The sequence below is a fragment of the Delftia sp. JD2 genome (assembly GCF_001682645.1).
GTDB lineage: Bacteria > Pseudomonadota > Gammaproteobacteria > Burkholderiales > Burkholderiaceae_C > Comamonas > Comamonas acidovorans.
Genome location: NZ_LFJT01000021.1, coordinates 15501 through 32396 on the forward strand (window position 1 = coordinate 15501; position 16896 = coordinate 32396).

14 protein-coding genes are annotated in these 16896 nt (G+C 60.5%); 13 read left to right on the top strand and 1 reads right to left on the bottom strand.

The window, feature by feature from the left end; genetic code table 11:
* Positions 1-48: 48 nt before the first annotated feature.
* Genes ACM14_RS13555 through ACM14_RS13590 form a run of 8 tightly spaced genes read left to right on the top strand, consistent with a single transcriptional unit; the run spans position 49 to position 9200 of the window.
* Complete coding sequence (locus tag ACM14_RS13555) at positions 49-465, top strand: hypothetical protein (protein WP_013803287.1); 417 nt, start codon at positions 49-51, stop codon at positions 463-465.
* Between the two features lie 3 nt (positions 466-468).
* Positions 469-1515, top strand: coding sequence for a hypothetical protein (locus tag ACM14_RS13560; protein WP_065346418.1), 1047 nt, complete (start codon positions 469-471; stop codon positions 1513-1515).
* 2 nt (positions 1516-1517) lie between these two features.
* Complete coding sequence (locus tag ACM14_RS13565) at positions 1518-3362, top strand: hypothetical protein (RefSeq protein ID WP_065346419.1); 1845 nt, start codon at positions 1518-1520, stop codon at positions 3360-3362.
* Positions 3359-3796 (top strand): hypothetical protein, encoded by a 438-nt coding sequence (locus ACM14_RS13570; protein ID WP_065346420.1) that lies wholly within the window; start codon positions 3359-3361, stop codon positions 3794-3796. The genes ACM14_RS13565 and ACM14_RS13570 overlap by 4 nt, the downstream gene beginning before the upstream one ends.
* Positions 3797-3839: 43 nt before the next feature.
* Positions 3840-6419, top strand: a complete 2580-nt coding sequence (locus ACM14_RS13575; protein ID WP_065346421.1) for a hypothetical protein — start codon at positions 3840-3842, stop codon at positions 6417-6419.
* A complete protein-coding gene (locus tag ACM14_RS13580; RefSeq protein WP_065346422.1) occupies positions 6416-8332 on the top strand; it encodes a DUF1983 domain-containing protein in 1917 nt (638 codons plus the stop codon). The genes ACM14_RS13575 and ACM14_RS13580 overlap by 4 nt, the downstream gene beginning before the upstream one ends.
* Entirely contained in the window at positions 8329-8748 is a 420-nt protein-coding gene (locus tag ACM14_RS13585) for a tail fiber assembly protein (protein ID WP_065346423.1), read from the top strand. The genes ACM14_RS13580 and ACM14_RS13585 overlap by 4 nt, the downstream gene beginning before the upstream one ends.
* A complete protein-coding gene (locus ACM14_RS13590) occupies positions 8748-9200 on the top strand; it encodes a hypothetical protein (protein ID WP_065346455.1) in 453 nt (150 codons plus the stop codon). Before ACM14_RS13585 ends, ACM14_RS13590 begins: the two co-directional genes overlap by 1 nt.
* Here the strand turns inward: ACM14_RS13590 and ACM14_RS30645 are convergent.
* Positions 9197-11275: an ATP-binding protein gene (locus ACM14_RS30645; RefSeq protein WP_084027364.1), complete on the bottom strand. Its 2079-nt coding sequence runs from the start codon at positions 11273-11275 to the stop codon at positions 9197-9199. The genes ACM14_RS13590 and ACM14_RS30645 overlap by 4 nt on opposite strands.
* 282 nt (positions 11276-11557) lie before the next feature.
* On the opposite strand from ACM14_RS30645, the gene ACM14_RS13595 reads away from it, so the two are divergent.
* From ACM14_RS13595 to ACM14_RS30650, 5 genes are all read left to right on the top strand, one after another.
* Positions 11558-12355 carry a hypothetical protein gene (locus ACM14_RS13595; protein WP_254662050.1) on the top strand — a complete coding sequence of 266 codons (798 nt, stop codon included), beginning with the start codon at positions 11558-11560 and terminating at the stop codon, positions 12353-12355.
* Positions 12355-13113, top strand: coding sequence for a phosphoadenosine phosphosulfate reductase (locus ACM14_RS13600; protein WP_065346425.1), 759 nt, complete (start codon positions 12355-12357; stop codon positions 13111-13113). The genes ACM14_RS13595 and ACM14_RS13600 overlap by 1 nt, the downstream gene beginning before the upstream one ends.
* A complete protein-coding gene (locus ACM14_RS13605; RefSeq protein WP_065346426.1) occupies positions 13110-14687 on the top strand; it encodes a hypothetical protein in 1578 nt (525 codons plus the stop codon). The genes ACM14_RS13600 and ACM14_RS13605 overlap by 4 nt, the downstream gene beginning before the upstream one ends.
* Before the next feature lie 255 nt (positions 14688-14942).
* Positions 14943-15623, top strand: a complete 681-nt coding sequence (locus tag ACM14_RS31550) for a hypothetical protein (protein ID WP_139093424.1) — start codon at positions 14943-14945, stop codon at positions 15621-15623.
* Positions 15620-16825 carry an ImmA/IrrE family metallo-endopeptidase gene (locus ACM14_RS30650; RefSeq protein ID WP_084027365.1) on the top strand — a complete coding sequence of 402 codons (1206 nt, stop codon included), beginning with the start codon at positions 15620-15622 and terminating at the stop codon, positions 16823-16825. The genes ACM14_RS31550 and ACM14_RS30650 overlap by 4 nt, the downstream gene beginning before the upstream one ends.
* Positions 16826-16896 lie beyond the last annotated feature (71 nt).

Genomic DNA, 16896 nt, shown 5'->3' on the forward strand with positions numbered 1-16896 from the left:
GGCAATTTCCACTGGGGCGCTGGAGTGCTCGGAACCATAGGAGCCGATATGGCTGGTTTCTCGACCTCCCTCGCCAACGCGATCATCAGCGCCACGCTGCGCAAGCAGGCCTTCCCGGCCATCCGCAACACCTTCTTCGCCCTGTTCACGGCCGACCCTACCGACGCCTTCACCGCCGGCACCGAGGTGGCAGCACCGTGGTACCAGCGCGTGGCCACGGGCGCCTTTGCCGCGCCCAACAACGGCGCCACCTACAACGCCGTGCGTGCGGAGTTTCCGCCCGTCACGGGCGCCCAGGTCACGGTCACGCACATCGGAATCATGGAAGGTGACTCGGCCACCGATGGCACGGCCACGCTCATGTATTCCGAGCCGCTGCCCACGCCGCGCACGCTGCAGATCAATGACGTGTTCCTGGTAGACAGTCAGGCACTGACGGGCGACTTCACGCTGCAGCTGCTGTAAGCCATGAACAGGGGAGCACTCAATGGCTTCGCGCTGAACGGGCGGGCCTCCGATCCCGTAGTGCGCATCCGCGTGGACGCCAAGGGCTATGCCCGTGTGCGTGCTGGCGGGAGAGTGCTCGCCTATGCCGTGGTCCACTCGGCACCAGCTGCTGCGCTCACCGGCCCGCTGGGCCGCGTGCACGCCAAGCTCTCGGCCGATTCCCTGGCGCGTGCAGCTGTCGATGGCGTGCTGGGCCGGGTCCATGTGCGCAGCCTGCTGGCAGCCACGGGCCGCGCCATCGTCCAGGTCACGCTGCCGCCCGTGCGCGGGCGTGTGGCAGTCCAGGCCCGGGCCAGCGCCACGGTCACGGCCCATGTGCAGGCCCGCGTTGGCGTGGACGCGACCGCGCGTGCCAACTTCAAGCCCCAGGCGCGTTTGCTGCGCCGTGGCCCTGTGCAATCCACGCCCACGGCGCGTGGCTCTGCCGATGGCCGCATCTACGTGCGCCGCTGGCTGCGTTCGCCTGTGGACGGCAAGGGCCAGGCCTTTGTCGTCACGAAGGGGCGGGTCGAGGCGCGCCTGGCCGCGCTGGTCCACGCCAAGGCTGCGATCACGGCCCGTGGGCAGCGCCTGGTGCGCGCGCCGCTGCAGGCCCAGGGCGTGGCCTTCATCGAGATTGATCCCGCCGTGCACAAGCGCTTGCCCTTCGATGAGCAGGCGCCCGAATCCCGCACCTTCCTCGTGCCCGCAGGAATGACCACCTTCTACGTCACAGACCAGGGGCAAAGCATGTTCCGCACTTCCCCCATGCAGCCTGCAGACACGCAGGACTACGACATCGAGTTCGCCGACTGGTTTCCCCCAGGCGACGAGATTGTTTCCGTGCAGCTCAAGGTGCAGCCGGCCATGCCCATGCCGCCGTCCTTTGCCTTCGTGGGCCAGCGCGTGAAGGTCTGGATCTACGCGGGCGGCCTGAGCGGCCAGAAGTACCAGATCAGCGTGGCCGCAACGACCAACGACGGCCGCACGAAAGAGGTGGAGCTGATCGTGCCCATCAAGGAAAAATAGAAATGCCACAGCTGTTCCTGAACAACTTCCAAACCCAGTTCATCGCCGACGTGCGCGCGGCGCCGCAGACGGGCGCCCCGGGCAGCGAGCTGGACTACGGCGTGTTGCGCGTGTCCGATGGCGCGGCCGGCACGCTGCTGAATCCTCCCGCCGGCGGCTGGTACGTGCTGACAGCCTACAAGCGCAACGGCTCCCTGGAAACCGATTACGAGATCCTGCGCGTCACGGCCGTGGACAACTCGGTGATTGGCGAATGCCGCCTGACGGTGTTGCGCGGCCAGGAAGGCACGGCGCCCCGTGCCTACAACTCGGGCGACCTGCTGGAAATGCGCATGACGGCCGGGGGTATGCGCGAGGTGGTGCAGACCACGGATGAGCGCATGTCGAATCCGCGTGCACCGACCGGCGCGGCCGGCGGCGTGCTAGCCGGTCAGTACCCGAACCCCACGTTTGCCCAACCCATGGCCACGGCGGCGGATCTGCAGGGCAAGGTGGACAAGGTGCCAGGCAAGGGCCTGAGCGCCAACGATTTCACCGACGAGGCTGCGGCAAAGCTCGGCGGTGTGGCGACGGGTGCCACCAAGAACGCCACGGATGCACAGCTGCGCGACCGCAGTACGCACACAGGGACGCAGGCGATAGAAACTGTTGCCGGTCTGCAGGTGGCCCTGGATGCTGCAAGGCAGTTCAGCAATCTCACCGGCAGACCCACCACGGGGGCCGGCTACGGGATCACGGATGTGTTGACCAGCAAACCCATCTTGTTGGCCGCAGGCACAGATTTGAATTTGTTGCCTGATGAGAACAGGATCTATGACGGGTTCAATTTCAAGAACAGCCCGTGGGGTCCGGATATGTGGTGCTACGTGGAAACGAGGGCGCACACATCGCCTAACTACCAGTATCAGATTACCCGACTACTGACAGAAGAAAGCCCGATTATGGAGCGCCGAAAAATGGGTGTTCTTGGGTTTGGGCCGTGGAGAATCCAGAGCGCATTTTCTGTGCAGCCAATATCCGCAGGAGGGACAGGGGCTGCAAGCGCTGTAGCTGCAAGGCAGAATCTATCCGTTCGGCAATACTCCCCTGTCGGCATGACGTTCTATGTTCGCGCTGATGGAAATGACAATAATACAGGGCTGGAGGATTCGGCTGCAGGGGCATTCAGAACCATTACTCGGGCTGTAAATTATGCGAGCCTAATTGATCGATCTACAGTTTGGACAATTATTAAGATTGGTCCGGGAAATTTTGCCGGGGTATCCATTGGAGCCTACTCGGGATTCAGCGGGAACATGACCTTTGAAGGGGCAGGTGCGGGAGTTACGAACGTGGAGGCGGTGGCTGGTGTATCCGCATTTTCGTTGGTCGCATGCCGTGTCACGATCAAGAATTTGTCCCTTGTGGCTGCGCAAGGAAGCAGCAATACCTACCTTGTGGTCGCTGATCACAATTGCTTGCTTGATCTGTTTGATGTGACGTTTGGCGGTAACGGAGTGGTTCCCTATGTACTGCTTTATTCTGCAAATGGCGGAAATATCATTCTGGGGAATATCACAATCAATGGCACTTTTGGCTATGGCTTGTATGCCACCTACTATGGAAGAATATATGTAGCAAGTCAGAGAACGAATTTTGTGAATGCTGCTTGTCAGAACTATTTTATCAACGTTCTCACTAATTCAGCTGTGGCATGGGCTAATACGACTGTGACAGGGTCACTCGCAGGCTCAGGCGGTAAATATTACGCAATCGGTAATTCCACAATTAGCACGGGTGGTGCGGGTGCCAGTGCAATTCCTGGAGTAAATCCTGGTAGCTTGGTTTCTGGAGGACAATTGACATGAAAAACTCAATCTATCGACTGTCCCATGACAAACTGGTGCTTCGCAGCAATGTGGATGGCACTATTTCCACCATTGCGCTCACTGATACACCCGAGTTCCCCAACAGGAACCCGGACTACCTGGCCTACCTGGCCTGGTGCGCGGCAGGCAACGTGCCTGCGCCTGCGGACCCGCTGCCAGTACCCGTGCCCCAGGCCATCACCCGAGCCCAGGGCAAGGCGGCGCTGATCCAGGCGGGTCTGTGGCCGCAGGTGCAGGCCTTCATGGCCGGCATCGAAGATCCCAACGAGCAGCTGCTGGCCGAGGTCGCTTTGAACGACACCGTGACCTGGGAGCGCAGCAGCCCGTTCCTCGCGCGTGTCGCCGTGGCGCTGGGCCTGAGCCAGCAGCAGCTCGATGAGCTGTTCATCGCGGCGGCGGCCATCGTGCTGTAGCGGCCTGTCCGCACTGGTGCCAAGCCTGACACTGTAGCGGGCCATGACCACCTACAAGCTGTCCGCATTCCCGGGCGAGGCGCCCAGCGTGTCCGACCGCGCGCTGGGCGCGAACTTCGCCCGGGAGCACTTCAATCTCTTCCTGCCCAGCTCCGAGTTCTGGCCGCTGGCCACCGACCGGCGCCACTCGGCATGCCTGGCCGGCACCCGCACGCTGCACCGCTTCGCGCGCGATGCCAGCGGCGCCGTGCAGCAGAACCCGGCCGCGCCCATCCGCTCCTGGGTGCAGGAGCTGTCCCTGGTCAAGGGCCAGATCAACGACGAGGCCACCGAGCGCACCTACCAGACCACCAACGATGGCAGCGCAGCGCCGCGTGCGCTGGACGTGCGCGGCAATGACCGGCTGCTGGGCGTGGTGCGCCCGGTCAAGCCCACGGTCACGCTGCAGGTGGTGGACGAGTTCACCACCGAGGAGGCCAAGACCTGGCTGTATGGCGACTTCGCCGAACTGGTGCGCGCGGACCTGCTGGCCACGGTGATCCAGCACGAGGGCCACCAGGAGGCGATCCGCTGGGATGCCAATGGCAAGGCCTATGCCGGCGCCACGTCCAACTACGGCCTGTCCCTGTCTACCGCCGTGGGCGCGGGGGCGTCGGCTGGCAACCTCTATGCCGTGGTCACGGCGGCCCGTGCGGCTGCGTGCGAGATGGACACTACACGCCTGGGTGCCGTCAAGACAGCCAGCGGCTGGGCCATCCCTTTGGCCGCCATGCCCTTCAGTTACCCGTTCCGCCGGCCCGCTCTGGTGGAGGCGCTGCAGCAGCATGAGTTTCCGGACACGGCCGGCGAGCGCTCCGGTGAAACTGTGCTCACGGCCGACCAGGCCGCCAAGCTGGCCGACCTGGTGGAGGAGGCCGTGGCCCCGGGCACAAAGTGCGCCAACTGGCGCAGCGAGCTGGACAAGCTGGTGAAGGAGTTCGCCGACCTGGGCCTGGCCAAGGCCTGGGCCACGCCGGGCGCGGCGCCCGTGAAGCCCAGCGAGCCCAAGGCCGCGCAGTACTACTTCGACTCCGACAACAACGCCATCGAGCATGCCGACTGGGTGCAGTACAGGCGCGACCTGGAGGCCTACTACAAGGCCCTGGACACCTACACGGAAGGCAAGACCGCTGCCACCTCGCAGGCGGCCAGCCTGAATGCCCGCATGGTCGAGATCCAGCAGCGCTGCAGCACGTTGGTGTCCAGCATCCAGACCCAGCTGGCCAGCCAGTACATCGCGGCCACGGGTGATACGGCCGTGATCGGCACCTGGCTGGACCAGCTGGGCGGCGTGGCCGACCTGGTGGGCAAGACCGTGGAGCGCGTGGTGGACTCGCGCTTTTACGTCGTGGCCTTTGTGACCGACTGGGGCGAGGAGTCCGAGCCGTCGCCCATCTCCGACATGCTGGAGGTGGACCAGAACGACACCGTGACCATCCAACGGCCCCAGGCCATGACGGGCGAGCAGCATGCCGCGCGCCACGTCGTGAAGTGGCGCATCTACCGCAGCAACGCCTCGGCCGCAGCGGCGGCCTGGCAGCTGGTGCAGGAGCTGCAGATCTCCGTGGCCAGCTTCCTCGATGACAAGAAGGGCGAGGAGCTGGACAGCCTGCAGCCGCAGTTCACCTGGGCCGCGCCGCCGTACCGCATGGACAGCCAGTACGAGGGCGACAACAAGCCCAGCGTGGGCGCCAACCCCTACCTGCGCGGGCTCACGGGCATGCCCAACGGCATCATGGCCGGCTTTATCGACAACACCGTGGCGTTCTGCGAGCCCTACGTGCCCTACGCCTGGCCCGTGGACTACCAGGTCACGACCGAATGGCCCATCGTGGGCATGGCCGTGTTCGACCAGACCCTGTTCGTGGGCACGGCCGGCAATCCGTACTTCGTGACGGGCGCGCACTCGGCGCAGATGTCGGCCATCAAGCTCGACAGCAACCAGTCCTGCAGCGCCCGCCGCTCCATCGTGCCCGTGCAGGGCGGCGTGCTCTATGCCTCGCCAGATGGCCTGTGCCTGGCCAGCCCGGGCGGCGTGCAGGTCGTCACGCGGCAGCTGATCGCGCGCCAGGACTGGCAACGCATGCAGCCGGCCAGCATGTTCGCGGCCGAGCACGAGGGCGTCTACTACCTGTTCTACGCCGGCGCGGGCAGCGGCTGCCTGGCGTTCAGCGCGCAGGACGGGGCCAAGCTCGGCCATACCGACCTGGGCGGCGCGACAGTGACGGCGGTTTGGGTGGACCGCTTTAACGACCTCATGTACGTGGCGCGCGGCCAGGACATCCTGGAATGCTTCACGGGCGATGCCCTGCGCACGGCGCGCTGGCGCACAGGCCTGGCCACCCAGGGCCAGCAGCTGCCGCTGGCCTGGGCCAAGGTCTACGGCCTGCAGGACGCCCAGCACCCGATCACCCTGCGCCTGTGGGGTGACGGCCAGCTGCAGCACACGGCCCAGTTCACCGACCTGCAGCCGCAGCGCCTGCCGCCCGGGCGCTGGCTGGAGCACCAGGTGGAGATCGAGGGCGCGGCCCGCGTCACCAGCGTGGTGCTGTGCTCGACCACGGAGGAGCTGCGCAGCGTATGACCAACCGCAAGAAAATCGACACGGGCGCGGCCCGCCTGCCGGCCCTGGCCAGGGTCAATGTCCAGGACAAGGCCCTGTCCAACTGGATGCAGGCCGTGACCGAGCACCTGGAAGTGCGCTCCGGCGCCCGGGGCAACGAGTTCGAGCGCGGCGTGACCCTGCGCGAGCTGGTGGCCCTGCAGGGCTCGGTGCAGGGCGTCACCCAGCTGCTGGCCACCGACAAGACCCCCGGCGAGGGCGAGATCGTCATCGACCTGGGCGGCGGGCTGTCGGCCACCGTGGCCGTGGAGCGCTTCGCCCAATCCATCATCGAATCACGCCTGTTCAAGAGCCTGGCCAAGACCCTGGACGATCCCAGCCGCTTCGACCACCTGGCGCAGGAGATCCGCGACGAGCTGCTGCGCTCCATCGCCGACGAGGCCGCCAAGCGCGGCGCCGAGGTGCGCGAGCTGCAGACCGTGGTGCAGAGCAACGAGCGCAGCCTGGCCATGGCCGTGCGCGAGGTCACTGCCAGCCTGCGCAACGCCAGCGCAGGCCTGCGCGCCACGCAGGCGGCGTTCGCGGACGGCCAGCGGGCCATGGCCACCAACGTGCTGCAGCTGCAGGCGTCGCTGGGCAACTACTACCAGGACGGCAAACCGGGCCGCGCCATGCTGGAGCAGGAGATGACGGTGCTGGCCGGCTACAGCGAAGGCCTGCGCGCGCAGTACACGCTCAAGGTGCAGGCGGGCGGGGCCCTGGCCGGCTACGGCATCGCGGCCGAGGAGGTCAACGGCAAGACCTCCAGCGCCTTCATCATCATGGCCGACAAGTTCGCCATCGTCTCCCCCAGCTACAACGCCGGCCAGATGAGCACGCCGCGGCCCGAAGACGTGGTGTTCGGTGTGGATGGCGACGGCATCTACCTGCAGCGCAACGTCTACCTCAAGGGCAACATGCGCATCGACGGCCTGGGCAAGAAGCTCGTGGACGGGCTGCGCGGCTCGGTGCAGCTGGCGGCCAGCGGCAGCTTCTGGAGCGATGCCACCGCACGCCAGGCCGTCTGGCAGGCCCTGGGCAACAGCGGCAGCGCGCCCAACACCAACCACCTGATCGTGGGCGATGCCGTGACCATCACCAACGGCGCCGGCTTCACGCAGACCCGGCACTGGATGGGTGCGGCCTGGGTGATCCCGGCGGCCGTGCTCAACGGCGATCTGCTGGTGGACGGCACCGTGGCCGCGCGCAAGGTGGACACACGCGGGCTCACCGTGCGCGACAACGCCGGCAACGTCATCCTGGACGCCAACGGGCTGGATGCTCAGTGGCTGCGGAACCTGCGGGCCGCCCAGGTCAGCGGGCTCGGGCCGCTGGCCACGCGCGACAAGGCCCGCATCGGCGACACCGTGGCGTTTCCAGACGGCACGACGATGAACACCAGCGACTTCATCAACCGGCTGCAGCGCATCACGTCCAACAACATCGGCGTGTTCATGGACACGGCGGCCATCGGCACGGCCTACATCGGCAATGCGGCCATTGGTACGCTGCAGATCGCGGGGGGCTCGGTCACGTCCATGGCCAGCGGCGCAGGCGGGATGACCACGATCTACGGCGATAGAGAGGTTGAGCTGTGTTCGGCCTGGGTGAACAACGCCGCGGGCGGCTCTGGCGTGGTGGTCATCGCCCTGGTCAATGCCATGCCCGTGAACAGCAACGGCAGCCTGAGCCTCACCATTTACCGGGGCGAGATCGGCCTGCAGTACACCGGCACGTCGATGCCCAACGGCTACCGGACTTCGGCGCACAACAGCTGTTTCGACAGCAGCCCGCCGTCCGGCTGGACCTCATACCGGCTCATGGCGCGGGCCGGCCCCGGCGAGACCGTCACAGTCTTCCTGTCCAACATCATCGCCACAGGGGGGCGCCGATGATCCACTTCATCCAGATCGACGGCGCCGGCCGCATCCTGCGCTCGGGCAGCGCGCCGTGCCGCCACCTCAAGGATCTGCCCGGGGCGAACAGCAGCTTTCGCCGCGTGCCGCATCCCGTGCCGGACCCGAACGCCTTCTATTGGGACGGGGGCTTGGTGGCCGTGCCGGCGGCGCCCAGCGCGCTCCATCGCTTCGACGTGGCCAGCCGGGGATGGACTCTTGACCTGGACCAGGCCTGGTCCGAAGTGCGTGCAGAGCGGGACAGGCGCCTAGCTGCCTGCGACTGGGTGACGCTGCGCGCTCAGGAGACTGGCGAGCCTGTGCCCGCACCCTGGCTGGCATATCGCCAGGCCCTGCGCGATATCACCGACCAGCCCGACCCACTCACCATCGTGTGGCCCAAGCCGCCGACCTGATGCGTGCCAAGCCTGCCACCGTGCTCGGCATGCCCCATTCCCTCGAATATGACCTCGACGCGGTGCTGCCCTTCATGCAGGGCTTGGTGCCGGGCTTGGCTCGCTCCCAGGACATGCGCGCCATTGGCCTTCGCCGTGGTGGCCAACTGGTGGCCGGCGTGCTCTACGAAGGCTTCAACGGCCGCAACCTCTGGATGCATGTCGCTGCCGAGCCAGGCGCACGCTGGCTGGTGCGAGACTACCTGCGAGTCTGCTTTGCTTATCCCTTTCTGGTATGCGGCGTGGAGCGCGTGAGCGGCTACGTGAATGAGAGTAATGCACTGGCGCGGAGGTTTAACCTACATCTTGGCTTTCATGAAGAGGCTAGGCTCCACGGTGCAGCGCCAGATGGTAAGGATGTTCTCATAATGTCTATGTGGAAAAGGGATTGCGTGCATCTTTCAAAACACTAATTATCCACGTTTGGGACAGTAATTGGTTGTCTTGATATTTTGAGAGCCTGCCATATAGAATATGGATCTGCTGGCTTCGTAAGGTGTCCATCGAAACCTACACTTTTCGTTCTGTCTCTTTCTTTTTTTTCTCCCCAGCCTGTTAAAGCTATAAGCTGAATCGTGGCATTTTTTGGAATTGCTCTTATTCTTTGTGCTACTTCATAGCCATCCATATCTGGCATGCCTAAGTCCAGCAATACAGCATCAAATTTCTCATTTTTTAGAATTTCCAATGCGTCAGGGCCGTTGTAGCAAACCTGGGAGGTTGCGCTATAGTCTCTTAAAAGCATGGAGATGGATGCAGCCGCATCTTGATTGTCGTCAACGACAAGAATGCTAATTCCATTAAATGCATCATCGGGCATTGCTTTGATGACATTGCTCGGATTTGCCTTGCTCAATGCGATTGGCAAAGTTACTGTAAATATGCTTCCTTTTTTAAGGCCTGGGCTAAATGCAGATATTGTTCCGTTATGTTTTTCTACCAACCTGCGTGCGAGATTTAGGCCTATGCCGAGGCCTCCCGTGCTTCCCCCAGGACCGGCCACCTGACTAAACAGGTCAAAGATATTATCAAAGTTAGCTTCCTCCAAGCCAATTCCTGTGTCACTAATCTGAATAGAGATGTCGTTTCCATTCGTCGTGACATCAACTGCTATGGTCCCCTCGGGAGGAGTAAATTTGCACGCGTTATTTATGATATTGCTGAATACCTGTGTCAGGCGTACACCGTCAGCGTTAACAGGTAGTAAAGTATCGTCTATTCTAAATGAGAGGGTGTGGCTGTTTCTCTCTATCTCCGGTCTGCAGATGTCAAATGCGGATTGCAAAATATCTTTTATATCTACAATTTCCGGTTTAATAACTATAAGACCACGGCTTATTCGCATGACATCTAACAGTTCATCCACTAAGCGTGTCATGTGTTTTGTTTGTCGCTCTAGCATCTCAAAAACTGTGCCTTGTTTTGGAGTCTGCTCGCCTCTTTTTAGTAACTGAAGCCCTGCGCTTATAGGTGCAAGAGGATTGCGCAATTCATGAGCGAGTGTGGCAAGAAAGACATCCTTTCGTTCATTCGCCAGCCTTAGCTGTTTTTCCGCTCGCGCGCGCTCAACTGCATCCCAACTTCTCGCCGCGACCTCCCTTATTAGCACTTGCTCGCGTTCAGACCATAAGCGGGGCGTAGTTTGCTGCACAAAAAAGGAACCAACCCAAGCTCCCTGTTTAATCAAAGGCGCTGTCAGACATGCACGAACCCCGCCTATGGATTTAAAGGCCGACAGAGAATTTTGAGTGCGTTCATCTTTGAAAACGTCTTCTATGATAACGTCATGCCCCTTTCTGTAAAGAGAGATCAGATCTTCTCCAAAATCTGAGCATCTATGCCGTCCTATAGCATTCGCCATAATCCCGTCGGTCCAGCAGGTTTTAACCTCCAGAAATTTACCGCAAGCAGATACCTCTGCGAAGCCACAACGACCTACACCCAGCAGTAGACCAACACTCTCACATGCATGGGCCATTATTTCGTGATCTTGACTTAGATCCCGCAAATCATCTGTTAGCCACAAAAGAAATGTTCGAACCTCTTGACTATTTTTTAGATTGGTAGCGAGCGTTCGACGTTGCGTAATGTCTGTCATTGCCAACATCAATAGTGACTTGTTGTTGTGATCCTTAATACATGTTATGCAGACCTCAAGAAACAAGGAAATAGATTTGGCCTCTTTCTCAATGCGCCGCGTTTTCTTGCTGTTGATTGTTTCTTCGAAAATTTCGTACCACAGCTCATCCGCCTGGGGAAAAGATTCTCTGATCGTTTTTCCTACTAATACATTGGTACCTAGTAGGGTAGTTGCTTTATCGTTTACGCTGATATATCGCCAGTCACTTTTAGGTGCAGTGGCGTCTACGACTTTTTCAATTACGACTACTGCATCCTCGCTGGATTGGTATATTTCACGAAGGAGATGTAATTCCGCGCTCATATTATCTTTAGGAGTTACTGCGCAAGAGGTGCGGGTGGAAAACATTGCAGTTGGTGAGGCATGTAAAAAGGGAATTCGCAGTATGCAAGCAACTAAGTAACAAGAAGTGCTTTGTAATTGTAGATTTCTACGGACTTGAGTATCAAACTAATTCATGAATCAGGTACTGAGCCAAAAACATCAACGTTCGTAAGATTAAACCTACGGCTTCCGTGCCAAGCCTGCCAAGTTCAATGAATTTGAAGGAGCAAACCGATGGCCCGTTGGCACAGAACTGATTTCGAATTTTTGCCCTCACGGGCATTTCGTCCACGCGGAGGGGGAGCCATGACCCTGGAGGGCGGCAAGGGCTCAAGCACCCCCGCTCCCGACCCGCGTCTTGTCGAAGCACAGGTGAAAAACCTAGGCATCCAGGACGACATGATCCAGCAGATCATCGGCAACGCGAACGACATGGCGCCGCTGCAGAAGGAGCAGACGCAGTTCGCGCTGGATACCTCGCGCACAGCCTGGGAGCAGTCGCAGGCCGACCGCGACTATGCGCTCGGGCGCCGCGACAAGCTGACGGGCCTGCAGGACACCATGGTGGAGGACGCGCGGACCTTCGACACGGAGGGCAAGCGCGAGGAACTGGCGGGCCAAGCGGCTGCCGATGTCTCCAACGCCTATGAAAGCGCCAAGCGCACACAGGGCGCGGAAATGGCCCGCATGGGTGTCAACCCTGCCGATGGCAAGTATGGCGCCGGGTCCAATGCCTTGGTTGCCAGCGAGGCACTGGCCACTGCCGCCGGAAAGAACTCGGCCCGAACCGCTGCGCGTGCGGAAGGGCGGGCGCTGACCGATCGGGCCTCGAATGCCCTGGCCGGCTATCCCGCCATGGGCATGCAGACGACGGCTGCCACTGCCGGCTACGGCACCTCGGGTCAGAACATCGCCAACACCGGCCTGGCTGGCCTGAACTCAGGCTACGGCCAGGCGGCGGGCATGGCAGGCAATGCCGGCAACAGCGCGGCCAACATGTGGGGGCAGCAGTCCCAGGCCTATCAGCAGTCCCAGGCCACCAGCGGCGCCGGAACGGGTGCCATCGTGGGCGCGGGCCTGTCTGCTGCGGCCATGTTCTTCTGATGCGGGCCGCAGACATTGCCGACAGCGTGGGCCAGGCGATTGCCGGCCGGCGCGCTGCGCTGCACTTCAGTGGGGGCAAGGACTCGCTGGCATGCCTGTACCTGCTGCGTCCGCTGGTGGAGCAGGGCCTGCCGGTCTACTGGCTGTCCACGGGTGACACCATCCCGGAAACACGCGCGGTTGTGGCCCAGGTGCGCGCGTGGGTTCCAGATCTGCGTACCGTGCAGACGGACGTGCTCGCCTGGAAAGCGGCCCATGGCATCCCCAGTGACGTGACCACTGCGCAGTCGGGTTGGATCGGCCGGGCCTACGGAATGAGCAACACGCCCCTGGTGGGCCGTATGGACTGCTGCGTGGCCAACCTGATGCTGCCCATGCACCAGCGCATGCTGGCCGACGGCATCGAGGTGGTGGTTCGCGGCACCAAACTGGCCGATACGGGCCAGGTGCCGGCGCGCGGCCCAGGCGATGCCTACGAGGTCTTGCTGCCGCTGCTGTACTGGAGCCATGACCAGGTATTCCAGTTCCTGCAGGAGGTGGGCGCCCCGCGCAATGCCGTCTACGACACCTTCCGCGCCATCAGCGCGCCCGAATGCCTGCACTGCAGCGCATGGTGGGACGACGGCAAGGCCGCCTATCTCAAGCAGCTGCACCCCGACAAGCTGGGGCAGTACCGAGTGAATCTGCAGACCATCCGCGCCGAGCTGGCGCGCCGGGTGCAGGAGTTGGACAGCGAATTGAAGGAGTGCGAACAATGAATTTGGGAAGTGGTTTCGCTGCGGGCCTGGCACAGGGCCAGCAATTTACGCGGGGCATTGCTGATGCCTATCGCGCCGGTCAGCAAATGAACGATGCGCGCGACCAAGCGGCGCAGAAAGAGGCGTTGAAAGGCATTGCCAGTGCCACAGCCGTGGAGTCCACGGGCTACACCGCCGACCAGGGCAAGGAACTGGAAGGCCTGGCCGCCAACGGCTACAAGATCGATTTTGACGACACCCAGAAGGCCTATGTCGCTCGCAACGATGCGGGCGACACCAAGACCATCGCCATGCAGGGCGTGACCGACTTCCTGGGCGAGCGCTCGGCCGGCTCCATGAACCGTGAGCAGCAGGACAGCACGCGCATGCTGGCTATGGCCGACGTGATTGGCCGCACCGACCCCGAGCGCGGCCTACAGATGCGTCAGCAGTTCCGCCAGGGCCAGCATGCTGAAAAGCGCCAGGCCCGCGAGGAAAAGCAGTGGGCCAGAGAGGACGGCATCTCGGCGCTGGACAAGGAGCTGGGCCAGGCCTTCGAGTCCTCGCTGATGGGCGAGGACGGCAAGCGCCGAGCCCCCACGGCCACGGACTACCTGCAGTCCAACCAGCAGCGTGCGTTCAAGCTGGCCCAGGGCGGCTACATGGCAGAGGCGGAAAAGGCGTTCAAAGACAACCTCTCGACTGCCCACATCAAGATCCAGATGGACGCGGCCGAGCGCAAACAGGCGCTCGGCCCCGCTATGGCCGCATTGGGCAGCGGGGACTATGGCGCCGTCGCCGAGTTCTACAACCGCTTCGTGCCCAGCGGCGCGAAGGTCACGGGCATCGAGGCGGACAAGGATGGCGGCCTCGTGATGAGCCGCACGGGCATCGATGGCAAGCCGTTGGCGCCGCTGCGGGCCAAAGACCAACGCGAGGCCATGGCTATGCTCCAGTCCCTGGAGAACCCCGGCGCGCTCTACCAATACAGCCAGGACGAGTTCCGCAATCAGCTGCAGCTGAAGGCCGACCGGCGAGCTGACCATGCCGACCAGCGTGCAGCCGGGGCCGATGCGCGCGCTGCGGCATCGCACGGCATTGCCATGGAGGACCGCCGCGAGCGGCTCAACGACAAGCGCGAGCTGCGGGATGTACGCGAGGCCATGGCCCGCGAGTCAAACCCCAGCATTTCGGACACCCAGATCCGGGCGGTGCGCGCGGGGATCATGCAGACCCCCGGGGCTGATAACGCCAAGGCCAAGTACGACTATGACCCTGTGAAGGTGCAGAAGGCATTTGGGGAAACCAGCCCCGGCCGATTCCCGGGTGACAAGGACACAGTGAAGCGCGACATGGACAAGGAGCGGCGCTTCCAGGAGTTCATGGCCGACAACCCCAACATTAGGGACGTGGACGAGGGGCTGGTGAAATTCAATGCCGCTGATGTGAAGCGCATCCGTGGTGAGAAAGCCGGCCGGGCATCGGCCGTGCAAGGAGCCATGTCGCCGGAAGCCATTGCCACGACGGCCAAGAAGTACGGCATGACTGAGGATCAGGTGCGCAACAAGCTGCGTTCCCAGGGCCTCATCAAGTAGCTGACGCGTTCTAGAACGGCAAGGCTTCAGCCATGTAGCACCACTTTAAACAGAGTGATGCGACAGCATGCCGGCCGCCGTGCGCGGCCAGATCAACTTTGCTCGCGGTTGGCATGAGGTCTTGGCGGCCTAGCCCGAGGGGGTCACTCTGGATGCCAGAAGGGTGGAAAAAATTTAGGAAAAATCCGCACCAAACTGAAAAAAAACATAGAATGCAAGCATCTTACTGAAACCGTTCGTTGATCGGGGTATCTGATGCAAAAGCAATCCAACGTCCAGCTGTTTGAGGCTCTTGTGGAGGCGATTCCGCCCCAGTTTGCTGCTGGTCTGCTGTCCAGCTACCCGCGCTTGTGCGCAGAGGCAGAGCAAGTCGCACTGGGACATCCGCTCATAGAGGAGCCTGAGGCTAAGTATGTGATCCCTCATTTTCGTCGCGGTTTGGTTGAGACTGCGGTGCGCCGCCTGGCTCGCGAAGCTGGTTTGGAAACATATGCCCGGCCTAACGCCAATGGTTCCTCTTCTTTCACCATGGTTAAGGCTGGGCGTTTTGTTTTGACTGCTTCATATGTTGAAACACCCGGTAAAAATGTTCGCCGCGCCATTTTTCGTTCAGAAGCTGCAGAGCTAAATGAGTTTTTGGATCAATTAGATATGTTTGGGTATGATGAGGCCGGCATTGATAAACAAGAAATTGTTTTGGCAGATGCTATATACGGAATATTATTATATGGTGGCGAGGGTGGGGGGAGTTTCATGGAAGTGGCTTTGCCCAATCAGAGTGGTTCTGGTTATGTTGAGCGTTACAAATTGTCTGATATTTTAGAAGCCTCTAATATGCGAAATACTGAGGCAACTGATAGCGATAAATTCGATGTCAGCCCCAAGCCGCGCCGTAATCGCAAAGATGGATCGACAGGTGAAAGTGGCAAGGTATGACTTCGCTTCTGCGCACCTTTATAGGCGCGCGCTTGGCTCAAGCTCGGCGCGCGCGCGGGCTAACAGCTGTCTCGTTGGCTGAACTGGTTGAGGTTAGCAGTTCAACAATTTCTCAGTTGGAGCACGGTAAACAGACTCCTCGGCCAGATTTATTCGACAGGCTTTCGCAAACCCTTAGAGTTCCCCCTGCTTTTTTCTTCCAGCCAGTAATTGCCTTGGAGGTTGAGCGAGCCACTAAATGGCGCTCAAACACCACTGCAACTAAATTTGCAAGAGATCGTGCTGAAATTAGATACGATTGGCTTAGAGAGATTGCTGTATATCTAGAAGAATATTTGGAATTTCCAGATATTGATTTTCCAAAAATCGACTTGCCAACTGATTTTCGAGAAATAACGGCAGAAAATATCGATCAAGCAGCTGCTGCATGTCGAGATTATTGGGGAATTGCCGGTGGTCCCGCGCCGAATATCGTGATGCTGTTGGAAAGTAAAGGATGCATCGTCACGAGAGGACCTTTGCATGCAGAAGGTTTGGATGCCTTCTCGGAATGGCTTCCCGGAGAACGGCCCTATGTATTTTTGGGATCAGATATTGGTGTCGGTGTTCGCTCTAGGTTTGATGCATCTCACGAGTTAGGACACTTGATATTGCATCCTGGTGTGAGTAAAAAACAGTTTGGTAAACCTGAGGACTTTAAAATCTTGGAAAGACAGGCTCATAGATTTGCAGCTGCATTTCTAATGCCTAGAGATGACTATTTTAAAGAGCTTTGGGCGCCCACTTTGGATGCTTTTGAAGCACTTAAGCCGAGATGGAAAACTTCTATTAAAGGAATGATAGTTCACTCCCATCGTCATGGTGCGCTAACCGATACTCAGTATCAACGCGCAATGATTCAATACAACAGAAGGTGGCGTGGAGGCGAGCCCCATGACAACTTGGTTTTACCAGAGCAGCCTAAATTTCTAGCACGTTGTATGGAGATGCTGATCGATGAAAAAATAAAGACTCGCGATCAAATTCTTTTAGAATTGCCTTTCGCAAGCAGTGACTTGGAAGAATTAACTGGACTTCCCAAAGGATATCTTTTGGGTCGCGATGCCGAGGTTGTGAATTTCCCCAGTCCTATGCCTAAAGATATACGGCAAAATAGAATCAGCGGCCGTGTAGTTTCGGTTGACTTCGGAAAAAGAACCTAGGCCTTAAGCCCGCAGAATGCGGGCTTTTTTATTTTTGGGGTGGCTGCGGGCACTTAGCGTACCAAGCCTGA